The 17,770-nt window shown below is 61.4% G+C and carries 17 protein-coding genes; 7 read left to right on the top strand and 10 right to left on the bottom strand.

Annotated features, from left to right (window positions below; translation table 11 throughout):
- Window positions 1–53: 53 nt before the first annotated feature.
- The 4 genes from ILFOPFJJ_RS11075 to thrC all read right to left on the bottom strand — a co-directional run bounded on the left by ILFOPFJJ_RS11075 (window position 54) and on the right by thrC (window position 6,544).
- Window positions 54–2,966 carry a sensor domain-containing phosphodiesterase gene (locus ILFOPFJJ_RS11075; RefSeq protein WP_173510602.1) on the bottom strand — a complete coding sequence of 971 codons (2,913 nt, stop codon included), beginning with the start codon at window positions 2,964–2,966 and terminating at the stop codon, window positions 54–56.
- Window positions 2,966–3,577: a GNAT family N-acetyltransferase gene (locus ILFOPFJJ_RS11070; protein ID WP_173510601.1), complete on the bottom strand. Its 612-nt coding sequence runs from the start codon at window positions 3,575–3,577 to the stop codon at window positions 2,966–2,968. Before ILFOPFJJ_RS11070 ends, ILFOPFJJ_RS11075 begins: the two co-directional genes overlap by 1 nt.
- Before the next feature lie 249 nt (window positions 3,578–3,826).
- Window positions 3,827–5,128, bottom strand: coding sequence for a M16 family metallopeptidase (locus ILFOPFJJ_RS11065; RefSeq protein WP_173510600.1), 1,302 nt, complete (start codon window positions 5,126–5,128; stop codon window positions 3,827–3,829).
- Between the two features lie 15 nt (window positions 5,129–5,143).
- Window positions 5,144–6,544, bottom strand: coding sequence for a threonine synthase (gene thrC / locus ILFOPFJJ_RS11060; protein WP_173510599.1), 1,401 nt, complete (start codon window positions 6,542–6,544; stop codon window positions 5,144–5,146).
- 491 nt (window positions 6,545–7,035) lie between these two features.
- Here thrC and ILFOPFJJ_RS11055 point away from each other — a divergent pair, with 491 nt between their 5' ends.
- Window positions 7,036–7,581: a hypothetical protein gene (locus ILFOPFJJ_RS11055; RefSeq protein ID WP_173510598.1), complete on the top strand. Its 546-nt coding sequence runs from the start codon at window positions 7,036–7,038 to the stop codon at window positions 7,579–7,581.
- Between the two features lie 84 nt (window positions 7,582–7,665).
- Here the strand turns inward: ILFOPFJJ_RS11055 and ILFOPFJJ_RS11050 are convergent, their stop codons facing one another.
- Window positions 7,666–8,772 carry a branched-chain amino acid ABC transporter substrate-binding protein gene (locus tag ILFOPFJJ_RS11050; RefSeq protein WP_173510597.1) on the bottom strand — a complete coding sequence of 369 codons (1,107 nt, stop codon included), beginning with the start codon at window positions 8,770–8,772 and terminating at the stop codon, window positions 7,666–7,668.
- A gap of 318 nt (window positions 8,773–9,090) precedes the next feature.
- Entirely contained in the window at window positions 9,091–9,786 is a 696-nt protein-coding gene (locus ILFOPFJJ_RS11045; RefSeq protein WP_173510596.1) for an HAD family hydrolase, read from the bottom strand.
- Window positions 9,787–9,966: 180 nt separating this feature from the next.
- Here ILFOPFJJ_RS11045 and ILFOPFJJ_RS11040 point away from each other — a divergent pair, with 180 nt between their 5' ends.
- The 3 genes from ILFOPFJJ_RS11040 (at window position 9,967) to ILFOPFJJ_RS11030 (ending at window position 11,892) form a co-directional block, all read left to right on the top strand.
- Window positions 9,967–10,635 carry a GntR family transcriptional regulator gene (locus ILFOPFJJ_RS11040; RefSeq protein ID WP_173510595.1) on the top strand — a complete coding sequence of 223 codons (669 nt, stop codon included), beginning with the start codon at window positions 9,967–9,969 and terminating at the stop codon, window positions 10,633–10,635.
- Window positions 10,636–10,837: 202 nt separating this feature from the next.
- Window positions 10,838–11,431, top strand: coding sequence for a biotin transporter BioY (locus tag ILFOPFJJ_RS11035; protein ID WP_173510594.1), 594 nt, complete (start codon window positions 10,838–10,840; stop codon window positions 11,429–11,431).
- Window positions 11,428–11,892 carry a DUF1284 domain-containing protein gene (locus ILFOPFJJ_RS11030; RefSeq protein ID WP_173510593.1) on the top strand — a complete coding sequence of 155 codons (465 nt, stop codon included), beginning with the start codon at window positions 11,428–11,430 and terminating at the stop codon, window positions 11,890–11,892. The genes ILFOPFJJ_RS11035 and ILFOPFJJ_RS11030 overlap by 4 nt, the downstream gene beginning before the upstream one ends.
- Here the strand turns inward: ILFOPFJJ_RS11030 and ILFOPFJJ_RS11025 are convergent.
- A complete protein-coding gene (locus ILFOPFJJ_RS11025; RefSeq protein ID WP_173510592.1) occupies window positions 11,872–12,552 on the bottom strand; it encodes a winged helix-turn-helix domain-containing protein in 681 nt (226 codons plus the stop codon). The genes ILFOPFJJ_RS11030 and ILFOPFJJ_RS11025 overlap by 21 nt on opposite strands.
- Before the next feature lie 72 nt (window positions 12,553–12,624).
- On the opposite strand from ILFOPFJJ_RS11025, the gene ILFOPFJJ_RS11020 reads away from it, so the two are divergent.
- The 3 genes from ILFOPFJJ_RS11020 (at window position 12,625) to ILFOPFJJ_RS11010 (ending at window position 14,590) form a co-directional block, all read left to right on the top strand.
- The gene (locus tag ILFOPFJJ_RS11020; protein WP_173510591.1) at window positions 12,625–12,945 is read left to right on the top strand and encodes an NIPSNAP family protein; all 321 of its coding nucleotides are present in this window, start codon (window positions 12,625–12,627) and stop codon (window positions 12,943–12,945) included.
- Window positions 12,946–12,949: 4 nt separating this feature from the next.
- Complete coding sequence (locus ILFOPFJJ_RS11015; RefSeq protein WP_173510590.1) at window positions 12,950–13,309, top strand: antibiotic biosynthesis monooxygenase family protein; 360 nt, start codon at window positions 12,950–12,952, stop codon at window positions 13,307–13,309.
- Window positions 13,310–13,459: 150 nt separating this feature from the next.
- Window positions 13,460–14,590, top strand: coding sequence for a site-specific DNA-methyltransferase (locus ILFOPFJJ_RS11010; protein WP_173510589.1), 1,131 nt, complete (start codon window positions 13,460–13,462; stop codon window positions 14,588–14,590).
- A 176-nt stretch (window positions 14,591–14,766) separates the two neighbouring features.
- Here the strand turns inward: ILFOPFJJ_RS11010 and ILFOPFJJ_RS11005 are convergent, their stop codons facing one another.
- The 3 genes from ILFOPFJJ_RS11005 to mutY form a co-directional block, all read right to left on the bottom strand.
- Complete coding sequence (locus ILFOPFJJ_RS11005) at window positions 14,767–15,804, bottom strand: calcium-binding protein (protein WP_173510588.1); 1,038 nt, start codon at window positions 15,802–15,804, stop codon at window positions 14,767–14,769.
- 169 nt (window positions 15,805–15,973) lie between these two features.
- Complete coding sequence (locus tag ILFOPFJJ_RS11000; protein ID WP_173510587.1) at window positions 15,974–16,591, bottom strand: HAD family hydrolase; 618 nt, start codon at window positions 16,589–16,591, stop codon at window positions 15,974–15,976.
- 72 nt (window positions 16,592–16,663) lie between these two features.
- Window positions 16,664–17,758, bottom strand: a complete 1,095-nt coding sequence (gene mutY, locus ILFOPFJJ_RS10995) for an A/G-specific adenine glycosylase (protein WP_173510586.1) — start codon at window positions 17,756–17,758, stop codon at window positions 16,664–16,666.
- Between the last annotated feature and the right edge of the window lie 12 nt (window positions 17,759–17,770).

The following is a 17,770-nucleotide window of genomic DNA, read 5'->3' as shown; positions in this document are numbered from 1 at the left end:
CCATGTGAAAGCGGGATGCTCTAGCCATGTCGGTGTCGACACCTTCGCCGGGCTCAGGCCCGCTTCATCAGCGGGAATCGCTCCTTCAGCAGGCGCAGGATCGATTCCGATCCGACCGGCGGCCCGAAGAGGAAGCTCTGGCCATAGTCGCAACCCATCTGTGCGAGCTGGATCGCATCTTCTTCCGATTCGATGCCTTCGGCGACTACCCGCATATCGAGTTCGCGGGCCATCGTAATCACGGAACGCAGCAGGATGCCGCGTTTGTCGCTCGGGTCGCGAACCAGTGCCTTGTCGATCTTGATGGTGTCGAAAGGAAAGCGCGTCAAGTAGGACAGCGACGAGTGGCCAGTACCGAAATCGTCGAGCGCCAGCCGCAGACCCGCCTCCTTGAGTTTTTCGAGGACGAGCCGCGCCTGTTCGGGGTTTTCCATCACCAGCGATTCCGTCAGCTCCATCTTGACCTTCGCCGGATCGCAGCGGTTCTTGTTGAGAACCGCCCGGATGTCGTCATAGAGTTCGTTGTTCAGAAGCTGTGCGCTCGAAAGATTGATCGCCACGAAGATCGGCAAGTCGCCCGTCTGTATCTGCCAGTCGGTGAGATCGCTGGTCGCCTTGTCGAAGGCGAACATGCCAAGCTGATTGATCAGGTCGGAATTCTCGGCGATCGGAATGAATTCCGTCGGCGAGACGTTGCCGCGCTTCGGATGGTCCCAGCGCATCAGCGCCTCGAAGCCGGCGATCTCGGCGTCGTTGAGGCGGACGATCGGCTGGTAGACCAGCGAAAGTTCCTTGCGTTCGATCGCTCGCTTGAGATCCGCTTCGAGCTGCAGCCGGTCCGATCCCGATGTCCGGAAAGCGGGCCGGAACGGCTCGACGCGGTTGCCGCCCGCCTTCTTGGCGCGAAACATCGCAAGCTCCGCGTCATCGAGCAAGCCGGCGGCGCTCTGCTCCTGGTCGAGCCAGGAAACGAGGCCGATCGAGGCCGTGAGATTGATCTCGCGATTGCCGTAGTTGAGCGGGACCATGATCGCCTTGCTGACTGCATCGGCGAAATCGGCGATTTTCGCCGGGTCGCGCTCTGACAGAAGGATCAGGCCGAACTGATCACCGCCGAGGCGCGCCAGAGTGTCCTGCGGGCGCAGCAGGCGGCGCAGGCGGCGCGTCAACGCGATGAGAATATTGTCGCCGGCTGCGATGCCGAGCATGTCGTTGACCTGCTTGTAGCGATCGATGTCGATCGCAAGAACCGTCGGCCGCACGGAACTGGAGCCATCGGCCATCAGCAGGATCGCCTGCAAGCGATCGAGGAACACCTGCCTGTTCGGAAGGCCGGTCAAATTGTCGTGGAGCGCGTTGTGCAGCAGCCGCTCGACCGAATTGCGCTGCTCGGTGATGTCGACGATGGTGCCGACGCAGCGGATGATCTCGCCGTTCGCGCCGAGCACCGGGCGGGCGCGGATCGACAGCCAATGATAGTGGCCGTCCTCGGCGCGTACGCGAAACTCATGGTTCAACCGGCCGCGCCTATGTTCGAGGAGCACGTCGAGCGTTGCGCGGAAGCGGTCGCGATCGTCCGGGTGGAGGCGTGGCACCCAGTTTCGGACGGGGCCGTTCATCGTTCCAAGCGAAAGACCGAGCTGGTGCGAGATGTCGGGGATGGTCACGACGCGATCGCGCGCCACGTCCCAGTCCCAGACCGTATCGCCCGATCCGGTAAGCGCGAGGGACTGCCGCTCCAGGTCGGAGAAAAGGCCCTGCTGGTAGGCGCCGCCAGCAAAGGCATGCTGCATCACGGTGAAGCCGATCAGGAGTACGATAAGCACGAGCCCGCCGCCGAGCGCCGGCTGAACGATATCGTTGGCGAGTTGGCCGGTAACCGCGAGCCATGCACCGAAAAGCCAGACAAGGATCAGAAGCCACGCCGGAACGAGAAGGATCGCGCGGTCGTAGCGGTTGAAGCCGAGATAGGCGATCAGCACGATGCCGACGGTTGCCGTCAGTGCGAAGGAGAGGCGGGCGATGCCCGACGCGATCGCCGGATCATAGACCGCGACACCGAAGAGCAGCGCCAGGCCGAGAATCCAGGCGAGCGTCGCATAGCCGAGATGCTGATGCCAGCGATTGAGGTTGAGATAGGTGAAAAGGAAAACGACCAGTCCCGCCGCGAGGAAGACTTCGGTGCCCGCTCGCCATACCCGCTCGTCGCCCGCGGTGACGCTGATCAGTTTCGACAGGAAACCGAAATCGACGCAGATATACGCAAGCACCGCCCAGGCGAGCGCGGCCGTCGCCGGCAGCATCGAGGTTCCCTTGACCACGAAGAGGATGGTGAGGAACACTGCCAGGAGGCCGGCGATCCCGAGCACGATGCCACGGTAGAGCGTGAACGCGTTGACCGTGTCCTTGTAGGCGTCGGGCTGCCAAAGATAGATTTGCGGCAGATCCGGCGTGGCAAGCTCGGCGACGAAGGTAATGACCGCGCCGGGATTGAGGGTGATGCGGAAGACGTCGGCTTCGTCGCTCGGCTGTCGGTCAAGGGCAAAGCCTTCGCTCGGCGTGATCGACAGGATGCGCTGTGAACCGAGATCCGGCCAGAACAGCTTGGAATTGACCAGCCGGAAATGCGGCGCGACGATCACGCGCTCGAGTTGCTCCTCCGAGACATTCGCCAGTGCGAAGACCGCCCAGTCGCCCTGGTGGTTATCGGTGCTCGATCGCACCTCGATGCGCCGCACGATGCCGTCGGTGCCGGGAGCCGTCGACACCTGGAACGCCTCGCCCCTTCCGCTGTAGATCTCGGTGGTGGCCGTCAGGTCGAGCGCCGTGTCTTCGCGCGAGATCTTCACCGGTTCGAGCGCGTGCGCGACGCCGCCAGCAAAGCCGATGGCGAACACGACGAATGCGACCAGAAACGCCGCCAGCTTTGCGGCTGGTCGCGCGAACGGCTTAGAGGTCAGGGGCATCAAAGGGGCATATTCCTGTTCGGTACGGCGTCTGCGGACAGGAGGGAAAACATCAGATGATCCCGCCACTGCCCGTTTATCTTCAAGTACTGTCTCAAATAGCCTTCACGCTCAAAGCCGGCCTTTTCAAGGAGCCGGATGCTCCGCGCGTTCTCTGGAATACAGGCTGCTTCAATACGGTGCAACTCAAGGGTCGAAAAGATGTAGGGGATCGTCAGCTTCAGCGCCTCGTACATATGACCCTGGCCGGCATATTTCTGTCCCATCCAGTAGCCGATCATGCAGTTCTGGGCCGCGCCTCGTCGGATGTGTCCGATGGTAAGGCCGCCAAGGAGTATTTCGTCCGGCTTATGGAAAAGAAACAAGGGCACGGCCTGGCCGGAGGCATATTCCTGTTCGTTGCGAATGACGCGGCTGCGAAACGCGCTCTCGGTCATTTCGTCGGCACGCCAGGTGGGTTCCCACGGCTCCAGGAAAGCGCGGCTCTCGCTGCGCAATTGATACCATTGGCGATAATCGGCATAACGGGGGAGGCGAAGCAGATAGTTCCGGTTGGCGATCTCGATCGACTCGGGCTGCCGCGACAGAAACCGAAAAACCGATCGTGCCATATATACCTCCGGGCCAGGATCGCGGGCGGGGGCGGCGGCGAAAGCCGTCTGGATTTTCCTCGCCGTCCCAGCCACTATGCTTGACGGAAGGAATTATCTCCCGTCTACGGCGCCGCCGTTCCAACCTTCCAGTGGAGCCGCCACACTGTGAACGTTGCACAACTTCGCGCCCGAATCGAATCCGATTTTCAGAAATTGTTCAAGAAAAACACTCCGGTTCCGCTGTGTTGAGCTCCGCGGCAGACCCGGTCAGATCGCCATGGCGTGCGCCTCAGCGGCCTTCATGTTCAGAGACGACAGAATGTCGCTCATGGGAGCAAGCTGTTCAAGCGGGCCGATCGCCGACAGCGTCGGGACCGTATCGAAGAACAGGCGGCCGGCGAGGTCGGTCAGGCGCTCTATGGTGATGCCGGACAGCCGTTCCATCAGTTCCTCGTTGGGAATGGGGCGGCCATAGAGCATCATCTGGCGGGCGATCTGTCCGGCCCGCGCAGCAGGGCTTTCCTGTCCCATGAGCAATTGCGCGCGGATCTGCGCGCGGGCGCGCTCGATTTCCTGCTGCTCGATGCTCATCGATGATTTGCGCAGTTCGTCGACGATCACCGGCATCAGTTCCGGCAGGTTTTCCCCGCCCGTGGCAGCATGGACGCCGAAGATACCGGTGTCGGAGAAACCCCAGTGGAAGGCATAGACGGAATAACAGAGGCCCCGGTGCTCGCGCACTTCCTGGAAGAGGCGCGAAGACATGCCTCCGCCGAGAATATTGGCAAGGATCTGCGAACAGTAGAAGTCGCGCGCGTGGTAGGCTTTCCCCTCGAAGCCGAGCAGGATCTGCGCATCCATAAGATCGCGGCTCTCGCGGCTGTCGCCGCCAGTGTAGAGCGCCGTGTCGAGAACGGGAGAGGAATGCGGCTCGCGTGGCAGCGCAGAAAAGCGTCTTTCCACCTCGCGCACGAAGGAATCGTGCTCGACAGCGCCGGCCGCCACGATGAAGATTCGGTCGGTCGTATAGTTGCGGCCGAGGTAATGGCGAATCTGGTCCGCCGAGAAGGACATGACGGTTTCCGGCGTGCCGAGGATCGGGCGGCCAACCGTCTGGTCGCGGTAGGCGGTCTCGGCGAAACGGTCGAAGACGACGTCGTCCGGGGTGTCGTCCGCCGCGCCGATTTCCTGCAGGATGACGTGTTTCTCGCGCCTGAGTTCCTCGTCTTCGAAGGTCGATTCCGTCAGGATATCGGCGAGGATGTCGACAGCCAGCGGTACATGGTCCTTGAGCACGCGGGCGTAGTACGAGGTCGTTTCGGTGGAGGTGGCGGCGTTGAGTTCGCCGCCGACATTCTCGATCTCCTCGGCGATCTGGCGGGCGCTGCGCCGCCGGGTCCCCTTGAAAGCCATGTGCTCCAGCAGGTGCGCTATGCCGTGTTCATCCACGGTTTCGTTGCGCGAACCGGACTTGATCCAGACGCCGAGCGCCACGCTTTCGAGATGCGGCATCCGCTCGGTCACCACCGTCAGCCCGGATGGTAGCCGGGTGCACTTAACTTTCATCATACGTTTCTTCTCGTTCTAATCCCGAACGCGGGTACGCTCGCCGATGAAGGTTTCGACGTTCTTAAGCTCCGGATCCAGGATATCGAAACGCTCCGCCCTATTCATGAGATCAGCAAGCCACGTCGGGAGCGCGGGGTCAATACCACTTGCCGATTTTACTGCGTCGGGGAATTTTGCCGGATGGGCTGTCGCGAGTGTGACCATCGGCGCAGAAGATTTCTCGTTTTTGCCCGCCACGAATACGCCGATTGCTGTATGCGGATCAAGGAGATAGCCGCTTTCCTCGAAGGTCCTGAGGATCGTCTTCGCCACTTCTTTTTCCGAGGCGCGGCCCGCGCGGAATTCCTTGCGGATTTTTTTCACGGCACTGTCGCCGATCGCGAAGGAACCGGATTGCTTGAGGGCTGCCATCGCCGCACGCACCTTGGCCGGGTCGCGATCGTAAGCCTCGAACAACAATCTTTCGAAGTTGGAAGAGATCTGGATGTCCATCGAGGGCGACGTCGTCGCCTTGACCTCGCGCATTTCGTAGCGGCCGGTTTTCAGCGTGCGCGCGAGAATGTCATTCTCGTTGGTCGCGATGATCAGCTTGTCGATCGGCAAGCCCATGCGCTTGGCCACGTAGCCTGCGAAGATATCGCCGAAATTGCCGGTTGGAACCGTAAAGGAAATCTTCCGGTCGGGACCGCCGAGCGAGACCGCGGCGGTGAAATAGTAGACGATCTGGGCCATGATGCGGGCCCAGTTGATCGAGTTGACGCCCGAGAGCTTGACGCTGTCGCGGAAGCTCTCATCGTTGAACATCGCTTTGACCAGGTTCTGGCAATCGTCGAAATTTCCCTTGACCGCGATCGCATGCACGTTCGAGGCCGTGGATGTCGTCATCTGCCTTTGCTGCACCGGCGACACCTTGCCCTTCGGGAAGAGAATGAAGATGTCGGTGCGCTCCCTGCCGGCGAAGGCGTCGATCGCCGCGCCACCGGTGTCGCCCGAAGTCGCGCCGACGATGGTCGCGCGTTCGCCGCGTTCTGCGAGCACGTGGTCCATCAGGCGGGCAAGCAGCTGCATAGCCACATCCTTGAAGGCCAGCGTCGAACCGTGGAAAAGCTCCAGCACGAAGGCATTCGGTCCGGTCTGGACGAGCGGCACGACCGCCGGATGCCTAAAGGTGGCATAGGCCTCATCGATCATCTCGCGAAACTTGGCGGTCGGGATTTCGCCGTGGGTAAAGGGTTCGAGCACGGCAAAGGCGATTTCCTGATAGGACTTGCCGCGCAGCGCCCGTATTTCCTTTTTCGAGAGCGTCGGCCATTCCTTCGGGAGATAGAGCCCGCCGTCGCGCGCGAGCCCTGCGAGAAGGGCGTCGCAAAAACCGAGAGGCGCCGCTTCTCCCCGTGTCGAAATATACTTCACCATCTTCTTTCCTTCGTCATCGTTCCGCGAGAGTGCGACCGTATGAAAGGTCCGCCCAACCCGGCCGCCTTTTTGCGTCAATCCCCGGCAAAACACCTTGTCAATCTTGTCACCATGGCAATTTCCGGCTGGTCGTGCTCCCCGGAATTTTCTGCGCGGGACGGCTGACTGGATCGATTTTTCAAAACGCCGCTGCTATAGACGATGCCCGTGGGCCGTGAAAGGCCTTCGGCCGATCCTTTTCGGTCTACAGCGCCACGCGTCTTAATCAGACGCGTAAAGGACGCTGTAGCACTTTGAATTGCTGCATGTTTCCATCCTTAAGTCGGCTACGATTCAAGGAACCATGCAGAAGGGCGTGGTGGGGCAAGGATGCGATTATCCGCTCCCGTCCCGCTCTAACCTATTGGAATCGATCACGATGATTTTGGATTGATTCAGTCCAAAATCATCGTGATCTGGTGTTTAACCGGGTTCAGCAGAGGTTGTGCAACGTGTTTGGCAAAATATCTCGCCGTCTTCTCGCCGTGTCTCTTCTTGCAGTGCTCGCCGGCTGCAACCAGACGCAAACGGGCGGCGCCATCGAATCTGGCGGCAGTGCGGCCGCCGCGACGCCGGCGGTAATACAGGCCGCTTGTCCTCAGGTCACCCTTCGGGACGGGACCTCCAGCTACCGCACCTATGCGAAGGGCGCGAAAGACGATCCGACCAAGATCGTCTATCAAGCGTCACTTGCTGACACGACACGCCAATGCGTGCAGAGTGCAGATGCGCTCAAGGTGACGGTGGTGGTACAGGGGCGTGTCGCGGCGGGTCCCGCCGGCGGACCCGGCAAGCTGACCATGCCGATCCGCGTTGCCGCGACGGACGGCGAAAAGACGCTTTATTCCGAACTCACCCAACATCCGGTCGAGATCCCGCAGGGAAGTGCCTCGACCCAATTCGTTTTCACCAAGGCCGACGTGACGCTTCCCGCCGGTGCCGGCGCCGAAGCCAAGATTTTCGTCGGCTTCGACGAGGGGCCGATCCGGACGCAGTGAGGCCGGCGGACGGGATTATCCCGCAACACGCAAAAAAAACGCCGGGGCATGCCCCGGCGTTTCCTTTCGTCCGTCGCCGTCCGCTTATTCTGCGGCGACGCTCTGGCCGGCTTCCCATTTGTAGAGCGAGAAGCTCGGCGAGGTGAGATCGCCGGTTTCGCCGTAGGTTAGCTTGCCAATGGCGGTGTCGATCCCGTCGCCGGACTTGATTGCCGCCGCGACTGCGTTCGGGTCCTCAGCGGAGCCCGCCTTTTCGATGCCGGCCTTGAGGACCTGCACGGCGGCATAGGCATTGAGCGTGAAGGCTTCGGCAGGGATGTTCTTGGCCTTGAGAGCTTCGATCACGGGGGCAGCCTCCGGGTTGCGGGTCGCGTCACTCGCGTTGGTGTAGATCGTGCCGCTGGCCGCTTCGCCGCCGATCGCCCAGAACTCGGTGTTGGAGAGGCCGTCGCCGCCGATGAGCTGCGCTTTGACGCCCTGGTCGTGCATCTGGCGCACGAGCAGGCCCCCTTCAGCGTGGTAGCCGCCGAAATAGACGACATCGACATTTTCGGCCTTGAGGCGCGTGACAATGGCGCCGAAGTCCTTTTCACCGGGAGTCAGACCCTCGTAGACGACTTCGGTGATACCGCCCGCGTTGATCGCAGCCTTGAACCCGTCGGCGAGTCCCTTGCCGTAGGCGGCCTTGTCGTGCAGCACGGCGACGCGCTTGTCCTTGAAGTTCTTGACGACATAGTCGGCGGCGACGACCGCCTGCTGGTCATCGCGCCCGCAGGTGCGCAGCACGTTCCACAGCCCGCGGGTCGTGAGGTCCGGCGTGGTCGCCGTCGGCGTGACCATCAGGATGCCGTTTTCCGCGAGCACGTCGGACGCCGGCATCGAGGTGCCGGAGGTTACCGGGCCGACGACATAGCGCAGACCTTCGCCGGCAAGCTGGTTCGCAACGGATACGGCTTGCTTGGGTTCGCCGCCGTCATCGACGGTCTTGACGACGATCTTTTCGCCATTGATGCCGCCAGCATTGTTGATGGCTTCAACTGCCGCTTCGGCGCCGTTCTTGACCTGCTCGCCGAAGGCTGCGACCGGGCCTGTGAGCGGGGCGATCACGCCAATCGTGATATCGGCATGGGCAAGCGGTGCGAACGCGACACCGGCCGCCAAAGTCAAACCGGTCAATATCGAAAGACGCATGGTGTCTCCTCCTTGGAAAATAACGCTTATGGACTGCTTGATGTAAGCCCTTGGGCGCTGCGCGAAAACCATGATTTTCGTAGGAAGGTCATGCGCAATCAATGCGGCACGGCGTCCTCGCGCGCCGAAAGGGACGCGCCCCATTGCAACCCGCGGGATTTTCCGTCCCGGCAGCAGCCGGGGCGAAAAAGATTGAGCCGATCGCGCTACTTCATGTTTCCTTAAATCGTAGTCGATTGGATAAAAAATGTGCAGCAATTCAAAGTGCTACAGCGTTCTTGCTCGTCTGATAAGACGCGCGGTGCTGTAGCATGACCGTCAAGCGGTCATGGACTCCGACCATTCGGCGAGCGCTGCGATCACGCCGGGCAAGACCGCCATGCGGGAAATCACCGTCTCGGCGCCGGCTTCCGTCAACTTGTCCGCATGCGACGGATAGGTATGGGCGCCGCCGGTGAAGCCGACGACGCGCATCCCTGCGGCGCGGGCGCCATGGATGCCGTGCACCGAATCCTCGATGACGAGGACGCGCGAAGGGTCGATTCCGAATTGGGCGGCGCCATGCAGGAAGATGTCCGGCTTCGGCTTGACACGGTCTGGGCCGAGATCGCGCGCCGAGTAGATATGCTTGCCGAAATGCTCCCTGATGCCGACCTTGCCGAGCATTATGGCAAGGCGCTCGGAGGTGGAGTTGGAGCAGACGCAATGCGGCAGTGTCAGTTGCATCAGCGCCAGCTTGACGCCGTCGATGATCTTGACGTCGCGGGCGAGCCGCTTGTCGAGAATCGTGTCGACCTTGTCGATCAGCGATGCCGACAGGGGAATGCTCGCTTCCTTCTCGATTGCGAGCAGCGTGTTGCGCCAGGTCATGCCAGCGAAGCGCTCGGCCATTTCCTCGACGCTGATCGGATAACCCGCTTCCGTCAGCAATCCGGCCTCGACTTCCGAGGCGATGATTTCCGAGTCGACGAGAACACCGTCGCAGTCGAAGATAATGAGATCGATACCGGTCATTTGGGAGTCAGTTCCTTGGGAGAAAAAGGCGCCACTGGCAGGGGAGGAGTCTGGATCGCCATGAACGCGACAGCAGGCAGAGCTTTATACGATGGCGGCCCAAAGCTCAACCTTTGGAAATCGCCGGAAGAGTACCCGGGCTTCCTCGACAGCGTCGGCATGCGCCTCTATCTGTAGCGCATGAACAAGGAACGCGACGACACGCTTGCGAGCCGCATCAGCCGCGTGCTTGCCGAAAGGATCATCTCCGGAGCGCTGCCGCCGGGCGAGCGGCTGCGGCAGGATCACGTTGCCGAGGAGTTCGGCGCCAGTCACGTTCCTGTGCGCGAGGCCTTTCGCCGGCTTGAAGCGCAGGGGCTCGCGGTCAGCGAACCGCGCCGTGGCGTGCGCGTCGCCGCTTTCGACCTCAAGGAGGTGCGCGAAGTGGCCGAAATGCGGGCCGTCCTGGAGGTTTTGGCACTACGCCGCGCTGTGCCGCACCTGACGCCAGCGATCCTCGATCGGGCCGAGGCGGCAACAGTTGCGGCCGACCGTTCCCGGGACGTGCGCTCCTGGGAGGCGGCGAACCGCGCCTTCCACCGGATAATTCTCGAACCTTGTGGCATGCCGCGCTTGCTCGCGGCGATCGACGATCTTCATGCGGCAAGTGCCCGGTTTCTTTTCTCGGCTTGGCGTTCGAGCTGGGAAGCCCGCACCGACCACGATCATCGGGCCATTCTGGCGGCGCTCCGTCAAGGGAAGGGCGAGGAGGCGGCAGCCATTCTCGAGCGTCATGTGGGCTGGATCGGCAAGACTCCGGTGAAGACCGCGGCCGGTGAGATCCACGACGCCTTCTCTATCGTCGGTTAGAGCCGTCGCTGCGACGATTCAAAATTATCTATAATTTCTGCAGCCGGAGGCGCGCGGATGCGTCACTCCAGAGCTTCCGTTCGGTTGCGGCGCAAATTCGCGGCCCCGTGACTATTGATCGCGTCTCAGCCTACGGTTATTGGATGATTATAGATAGTTCCAGAAATTATCTATAATTCGGAGTTTCAACTTGAGAGAACCAATGTCCGATCTTGTTTCTACGCATTCGCCCGTTTTCGATCCGCTGCGTCTCGACGGAAAAGCGTGGCCACTCAAGGCGCTGTTCGTGCTGGCAGGCACAGGCTTCCTTGCAATCTCCTCGCAGATCAACGTGCCGATGGTGCCGGTGCCGATCACCATGCAGACCTTCGCAATCACCATGATCGGCGTCATCTACGGCTGGCGTCTGGGTGTGGTCACCATCATGGCATGGCTGACCGAAGCCTTGGTCGGGCTGCCTGTGCTTGCCAATGGCGCGGGCGGCATCGCCCACTTTGCCGGTCCGACGGCCGGTTATCTCGCCTCGTTTCCGCTGATCGGCGGCCTCGCCGGTTGGCTGGCCGCGCGCGGCTGGACAGGCGATCGGGTGGTGCTGAGCTTTATGGCGCACTTCTCCGCCAATATCCTCTGCCTCGTCATCGGTGTGGCGTGGCTTGCGACGCTGATCGGCCTCGAAGAGGCTATCATGTTGGGCGCCGCTCCATTCCTGCTCGGTGCGGTCCTGAAATCAGCGCTCGCCGCGGCGGTTCTCAAGGCAATCCAGCGCTCCATTCGTAAGCCGGCAGGCCTGTTTTGATGGTTCGCCTGCGCGGGCATCACCTTCTGTGTCTGCTGACCTTCGTGGGCGAGGGCTATACGCCCTCGTTCACCGGCAACTATCGCCAGATTGCCGGTCGCCTTTCGGCCGGCGAGCCGATCGAGATCGTCGACGGGCCGGACGATATCTGCGCGCCGATGCGGGATGTGCCCGAGGCGCATTGCCGCAACGAAAATATCGGCTGTCGCGACAACCGGGCTTTGGCTGCGGTATCCGACCTGCTCGAGCTGTCGCTTGGTCATGGCTCGGTTCTCATTCTCGATGACGGCCGCCTTCAGGACCTCCGCGGCGCCTTTGCGCGTGGCTCTGTCCGCGCCGCCTGCGATGAATGCGAATGGTCCGCGCTTTGCACACGCGTCGCGACGGATGGATTTGACGGCGTGCTCGTTCGAGGAGTGCCGGCGCCGCCTGCCGCATCACTATTGCGGAAAGAGCTCTGAGAAGGCTTTTTCGCCGGTGTCGGTAAAGCGGATGGCACGGCTGTTCTGCTCGCGGTTCGCCCAGCCCTTGTCGATGAAGAGGGTCAGGAACGCCTCACCGAGCGAGCCGGCAAGATGCGAGCGACGCTCGCTCCAGTCGAGGCACGTCCGGCAGATCGGCCGGCGCGATTTCTTGAGTGCAGCATAATCGATGCCCAAGGCCTCGACCCGGGCCCGACCGGCATCGGTCAGCGCAAGGTCTTCGCCGGTCAATACGATCTGGCGCGCAGCGACCAGGCTGTCGAGCATGCGCACGCCGTAATCGCCGGCCAGATGATTGTAGCAGACGCGCGCCTTTCTCAGCGCCGGGTCCTTCGGCCCCGGTTGATGGCGCGTCAGGCCGTGGCTCGCGGCAAAACCCATGATGCTTTCGAGCATCAGCCCGACCTCATCCTCGCTCAAGGCATAATAGCGGTGGCGGCCCTGCTTGCGCTGCGTCAACAGGCCGCCAGCCTCGAGCTTGGCGAGGTGCGAACTCGCGGTCTGCAATGTGATTCCGGCATGGGCCGCAAGCTCCGTCGGCGTCAATGCCCGACCGCCCATCAGCGCGGTCAGCATGTTGGCGCGCGCAGGATCGCCGATGAGCGAGCCAATCAAGGCAATGTCCGGACCTTCCTTCATACTTCGATCTTAGTCGAAGCATTCGCGCCGGACAAGGAGGCATAATTGTTTCCAGGCCAGAAGGAGAAAACCATGATCACCTGCTTCATCTGTTACGAGATCGACCCGTTCCGCAAGGACGACTTTGCGACCTACGCCCGCAATTGGGGCCAAGCAATTCCCCGCTGCGGCGCCGATCTCATTGGCTATTTCGGGCCGCACGAAGGTTCGGCGACGACCGCCTACGGCGTCTACAACATCGGGAGCCTCGCCGCCTACGAAGCCTATCGCGCCAGACTCGCCGCCGACCCGCTCGGGCGCGAGAACTACGAGTTCGCCCGGAGGGAACGCTTCATCCTGAAGGAGGATCGCATCTTTTTGCGGAACGTCTCTCTGCCGCATGGAAAGGAATGACGCGATGATTGCTGTGATATTCGAAGTCGTCCCGGCCGAGGGGAGGCGCGACACCTATCTTGGTCTTGCCGCCGATCTGCGGCCCCTGCTGGACAGCATCGATGGCTTCATTTCCATCGAGCGTTTCCAGAGCCTCACCGATCCGAACAAGCTGCTGTCGCTCTCCTTCTGGCGCGATGAAGCGGCGGTGCAGACGTGGCGCAACGGCGCCGAACATCGCGCCGCCCAGGAGGCGGGCCGGCGTGGAGTCTTTGCCGACTATCGTCTGAGGATTGCTGCAGTCGTCCGGGACTACGGCCTCAACGATCGCGATCAGGCGCCGCCCGACAGCCGCGAGTGGCATGATCGGGACGAGACGACGTGAGGAAGGCGCTCCACAGGTGAACCAATGATGCGGATTGGTCGGCATAAGCATGGACGCCAATTTTTCTGGAGCGGCTTCAGCCTTTGGTAACCATCTTCGGTAACCATAAGCGTATAGTCAGTCCGAGTAAGCGTATTTGCGAGTTGTCCAATGTCTTCAGTTGTTTCGCTTGCCGAAATCTCCCGTGCCGCCCGTCCGTTGAACTGGCTCGACAGCATCATCAAGGGAGATTGCGTGGCAGCGCTGAACGCGCTTCCCGATAATTCCGTCGATGTCGTTTTTGCCGATCCGCCCTACAATCTCCAGCTCGGTGGCATGCTGCACCGGCCGGATCAATCGCTGGTCGACGCCGTCGACGACGACTGGGACCAGTTCGCCTCCTTCGAGGCTTACGATGCCTTCACCCGCGCCTGGCTGCTCGCCTGCCGCCGCGTCCTTAAACCGACCGGTACGCTTTGGGTGATTGGTTCCTATCATAACATCTTCCGGGTCGGCGCAATTCTGCAGGACCTGCATTTCTGGATCTTGAACGACATCATCTGGCGCAAGACCAATCCGATGCCGAACTTCAAGGGCCGCCGTTTCCAGAACGCCCATGAAACGCTGATCTGGGCGACGCCGAACGCGAAGGCCAAGGGCTACACCTTCAACTACGAAGCCATGAAGGCGGCAAACGACGACGTTCAGATGCGCTCCGACTGGCTGTTCCCAATCTGCTCGGGCAATGAGCGCCTGAAGGGTGACGACGGCAAGAAGGTGCATCCGACGCAGAAGCCGGAGGCGCTTCTCGCCCGTATCCTGATGGCCTCGACCAAGCCCGGCGACGTCGTGCTCGATCCCTTCTTCGGCTCCGGCACCACCGGCGCTGTTGCCAAGCGCCTCGGCCGCCACTTCGTCGGCATCGAGCGCGAACAGGACTATATCGACGCCGCCGCCGAGCGCATCGCCGCCGTCGAGCCGCTCGGTAAGGCGACGCTTTCCGTGATGACCGGCAAGAAGGCGGAGCCGCGCGTTGCCTTCAACACGCTGATCGAAAGCGGGCTGATCAAGCCCGGCACGGTCCTCACCGATGCAAAGCGCCGCTACAGCGCTATCGTGCGTGCGGATGGTACGCTCGCCTCGGGCGGCGAGGCGGGCTCCATCCACCGCCTTGGCGCGAAAGTTCAGGGGCTCGATGCCTGCAACGGCTGGACATTCTGGCACTTCGAAGAGGGAAGCAGCCTGAAGCCGATCGACGAACTCCGATCCGTCATTCGAAATGACCTGGCAAAACTGAACTGATCAACCAGTTCCGCTTGGGTCTTCGAAAAGCGCTCCATCCGGTTTTTGTACCTTCAGTCCCGGGGGAGAGCTTTAAACGCCCGGAATCCGCAAGGATTCCGGGCGTTTGTAATCAACGTCGGAAAAGAAAGACCCGCCGCGGCTGCAGCGGGTCCTTTGTCGAGAGACGCGGCGTATCAGAGGAAGAAGTCGTCGAACCGCAAGCTGGAGACGCCATTGACCTTGATCTGGAAATCGGCGTAGCCGTCGCCATTGACGTCACCGGAGACGACCCCGTAGCGGAAATTGAGCTCGCCCGCCTCTCCGGAGAAGGTGCTGCTGCCGATGAAGGTGAAGCTCTGATTGCCGCTCCAGGTCGTGTCGGCGTCGATCGTCGAAAGGTCGATCACGTCGTATTCGGAACGATGGAAATCGGTGATCACATCGCGGCTGCTGCCGACCGCCGTTTCGCTGATCGAATTGAAGTCGAAGTCGTCGGCGCCGGTACCGCCGACCAGATAGTCGAACCCTGTGCCGCCGCGCAGGATGTCTGCGCCGGAGCCGCCATAGAGATCGTCTGCACCGCTGCCGCCGTCGAGAAAGTCGTTGCCGCCGAGGCCGTCGAGGATGTCGTTGCCGCCGAGTCCGCGCAGGACGTTGGCGACCGAGCTGCCGGTAATATCGTCGTGGCCGTAATTCGTGCCCGTCGCATTCTCGATGCTGATCAGGTCTTCCCGACGACCCGTGCCGGTGGTCGCATATTTATAGCCGAGGTCGATCGTCACCCCTCTGCCGCGCTCCGAGCTGAAGCTGTCCTGCAGTTGATAGCTGATCGTATCGACTCCGGTGCCGCCGTTGAAATAGTTCTTGAAACCGACGGAGAGGAAGGTGTCGTTGCCGCTATCGCCATAATAGTCGCTCGCGTAGGTCTCGATCTCGAAGCGGTCGTTGCCGGTGCCGCCGGAAACTACGTCATAGGAGCTTGCGTCGCGAACACGTGCGTCGGCGATGTAAAGATCGTCGCCGGCACCCATGAAGATATCGTTGCCACCCTCGAAGTAATTCACGACGATGTCGTTGCCGTATCCCGCATCGACGAAGTTGTATCCGCCGTAGACGTCAGTCCTGTTCAGGTAGATCTGGTCGTTGCCATCAAGTGCATAGATCTCAACCGAGATGTAACCGTTCTGAACGATCTTATCGCTGTAGTTCGTTCCGTAGATACGCGTCGCCATGGAGAAGAACCTTTCGGGGTGGACGTCGAATTCTGGCCGTGATCATGAACGGTGGGACCTGAATGACGGCTGAACCGATTGTGGCGCTTTGGTGATTTCACAGCCACCACGGACATGGAAAAACCGTGCGGCGTCATGACTTAAGAGTCTTAATGCGTGTCGTCCAAAACTAGTGATGAATGCCATACGCCGCGAGATCGACCTTCAGCTTCTCGGGATCGATGAAGCGAACCGCATGCCAGCCCGCAGCGCGCGCGCCTTCGACATTGGCGATGCTGTCGTCGATGAAGAGCGTGGCGGCGGGCTCGAGGTCAAAGGCCTCGGCATGGGCCTCATAGATTGCGACGTCCGGCTTTATCAGCCCGACGTCACCGGAGACCGTCACGCCGCGCGGCAGCGTCAGGAACGGAAAAAGCTTCTGCGCCTCCCGGAACGTATCGGACGCAAAATTGGTGAGCATGGTGACGTCGCGTCCTTCGGCGATCAGTCCCTCCATCAGGGAGACGGTCTCGACATAGGCATGCGGTACCATCTCCTGCCAGCATCGGCGAAATGCGCGAATCTGCTCCTCGCGGTCCGGGTGTTCCCGAATCAAGATTTCCTCCGCCTCGTTCCATGAGCGTCCGCGATCCTGCTCGACGTTCCAGTCGTGCGTGCAGACATTGGCGAAGAACCAGTTGCGCTCGGTCTCGTCGGGAATGATGCGGCAGTAGGGAAGATGCGGGTCGTAGTGGATCAACACCTTGCCGATATCGAAGACTATGTGGCGTATGTTGGCGCTGCTCATCGGCAATCCTTGGTTGTCCAACAGGTTCTGTGCGGGGAGATTGACGAAAAACGCTTCATGCCTCGGCTCGATCTAGCTTCGCTCGGCCTTGAAGGCGTTTGGTATAGCCTGGGCGATTGCCTTTTTCATGACGGTTGGCAGCGCCTGTGCCTTTAGTGACGCGATCGGTTCCCACCATCCGTTCGCGCCTGTCTCGGCGCGCTGGACATTGGCGCGGTAGACCGAAAGGTGCAACTCGAAATGGGTGAAAACATGCGTGATCGCTCCGCAGGGCTCCCAGCGCGCGGCGAACGGCTGGGCATAGATCGAGGTCTCGCCGTCGCGGCGGGCCGTCCACCCTGTGCCGGGAACCTCGGTCATGCCCCCGAGAAGGCCCGTATCGGCGCGCTTCTGCAGGTAGACGGCGTTCGAGTTGTCGATCGCCACGAAAGCTGCGCCGAGACGTAGCGGCTTTTGCTTCTTTTCCGCCTTGCGCGGGAACGTTTCGGGGTCGGCCGTCGCAAGTGCCAGACAGCTTGAACGGAAAGGACAGAGCGAACAGGCTGGCCGCTTCGGGGTGCAGATCGTCGCGCCGAGATCCATCATCGCCTGCGCAAAGTCGCCCGGGCGATCCTCCGGCGTCAGGGCAAGGACACGCGCCCGCATTTCGGGTTTGGCAGCCGGCAATGGCGTTTCGATGGCATGGAGCCGGGAAATCACCCGTTCGACATTGCCGTCGAGAACGGCGCTTCGGCGGTTGAAGGCAATCGCGGCGATCGCCGCCGCCGTGTAGTCGCCGATGCCCGGAAGTGCTTTCAGGCCCTCCTCGGTGTTCGGAAAGTGCCCGCCGTGCTCACCCGCTACCGCTTCGGCGCATTTTTTCAGGTTGCGCGCGCGGGCGTAATAGCCGAGCCCGGCCCAGGCTTTCATCACGTCCTCGGTATCCGCAGCGGCGAGATCATCGATCGTCGGCCACAGCTTCAGGAACTTGTTGAAATAGGCCCTGACCGCCTGGACGGTGGTCTGCTGCAGCATGACCTCGGACAGCCAGACATGGTAGGGATCGGCGACCGCGCCCTTTCGCGCCATCGGCGGCGAGACCCGCCACGGCAGGTCGCGATGGTGGCGATCATACCAGTCGAGAAGAAGAAAGGTGGCGTCCGCCTCCTTCGGGGTGTCGTGCATCATTTGCCGGGGAAT

The sequence above is a fragment of the Sinorhizobium psoraleae genome (assembly GCF_013283645.1).
Classification (GTDB): domain Bacteria; phylum Pseudomonadota; class Alphaproteobacteria; order Rhizobiales; family Rhizobiaceae; genus Sinorhizobium; species Sinorhizobium psoraleae.
The sequence above is the reverse complement of the archived record's forward strand: the minus strand, read 5'-3'. Positions and strand labels throughout refer to the sequence as shown.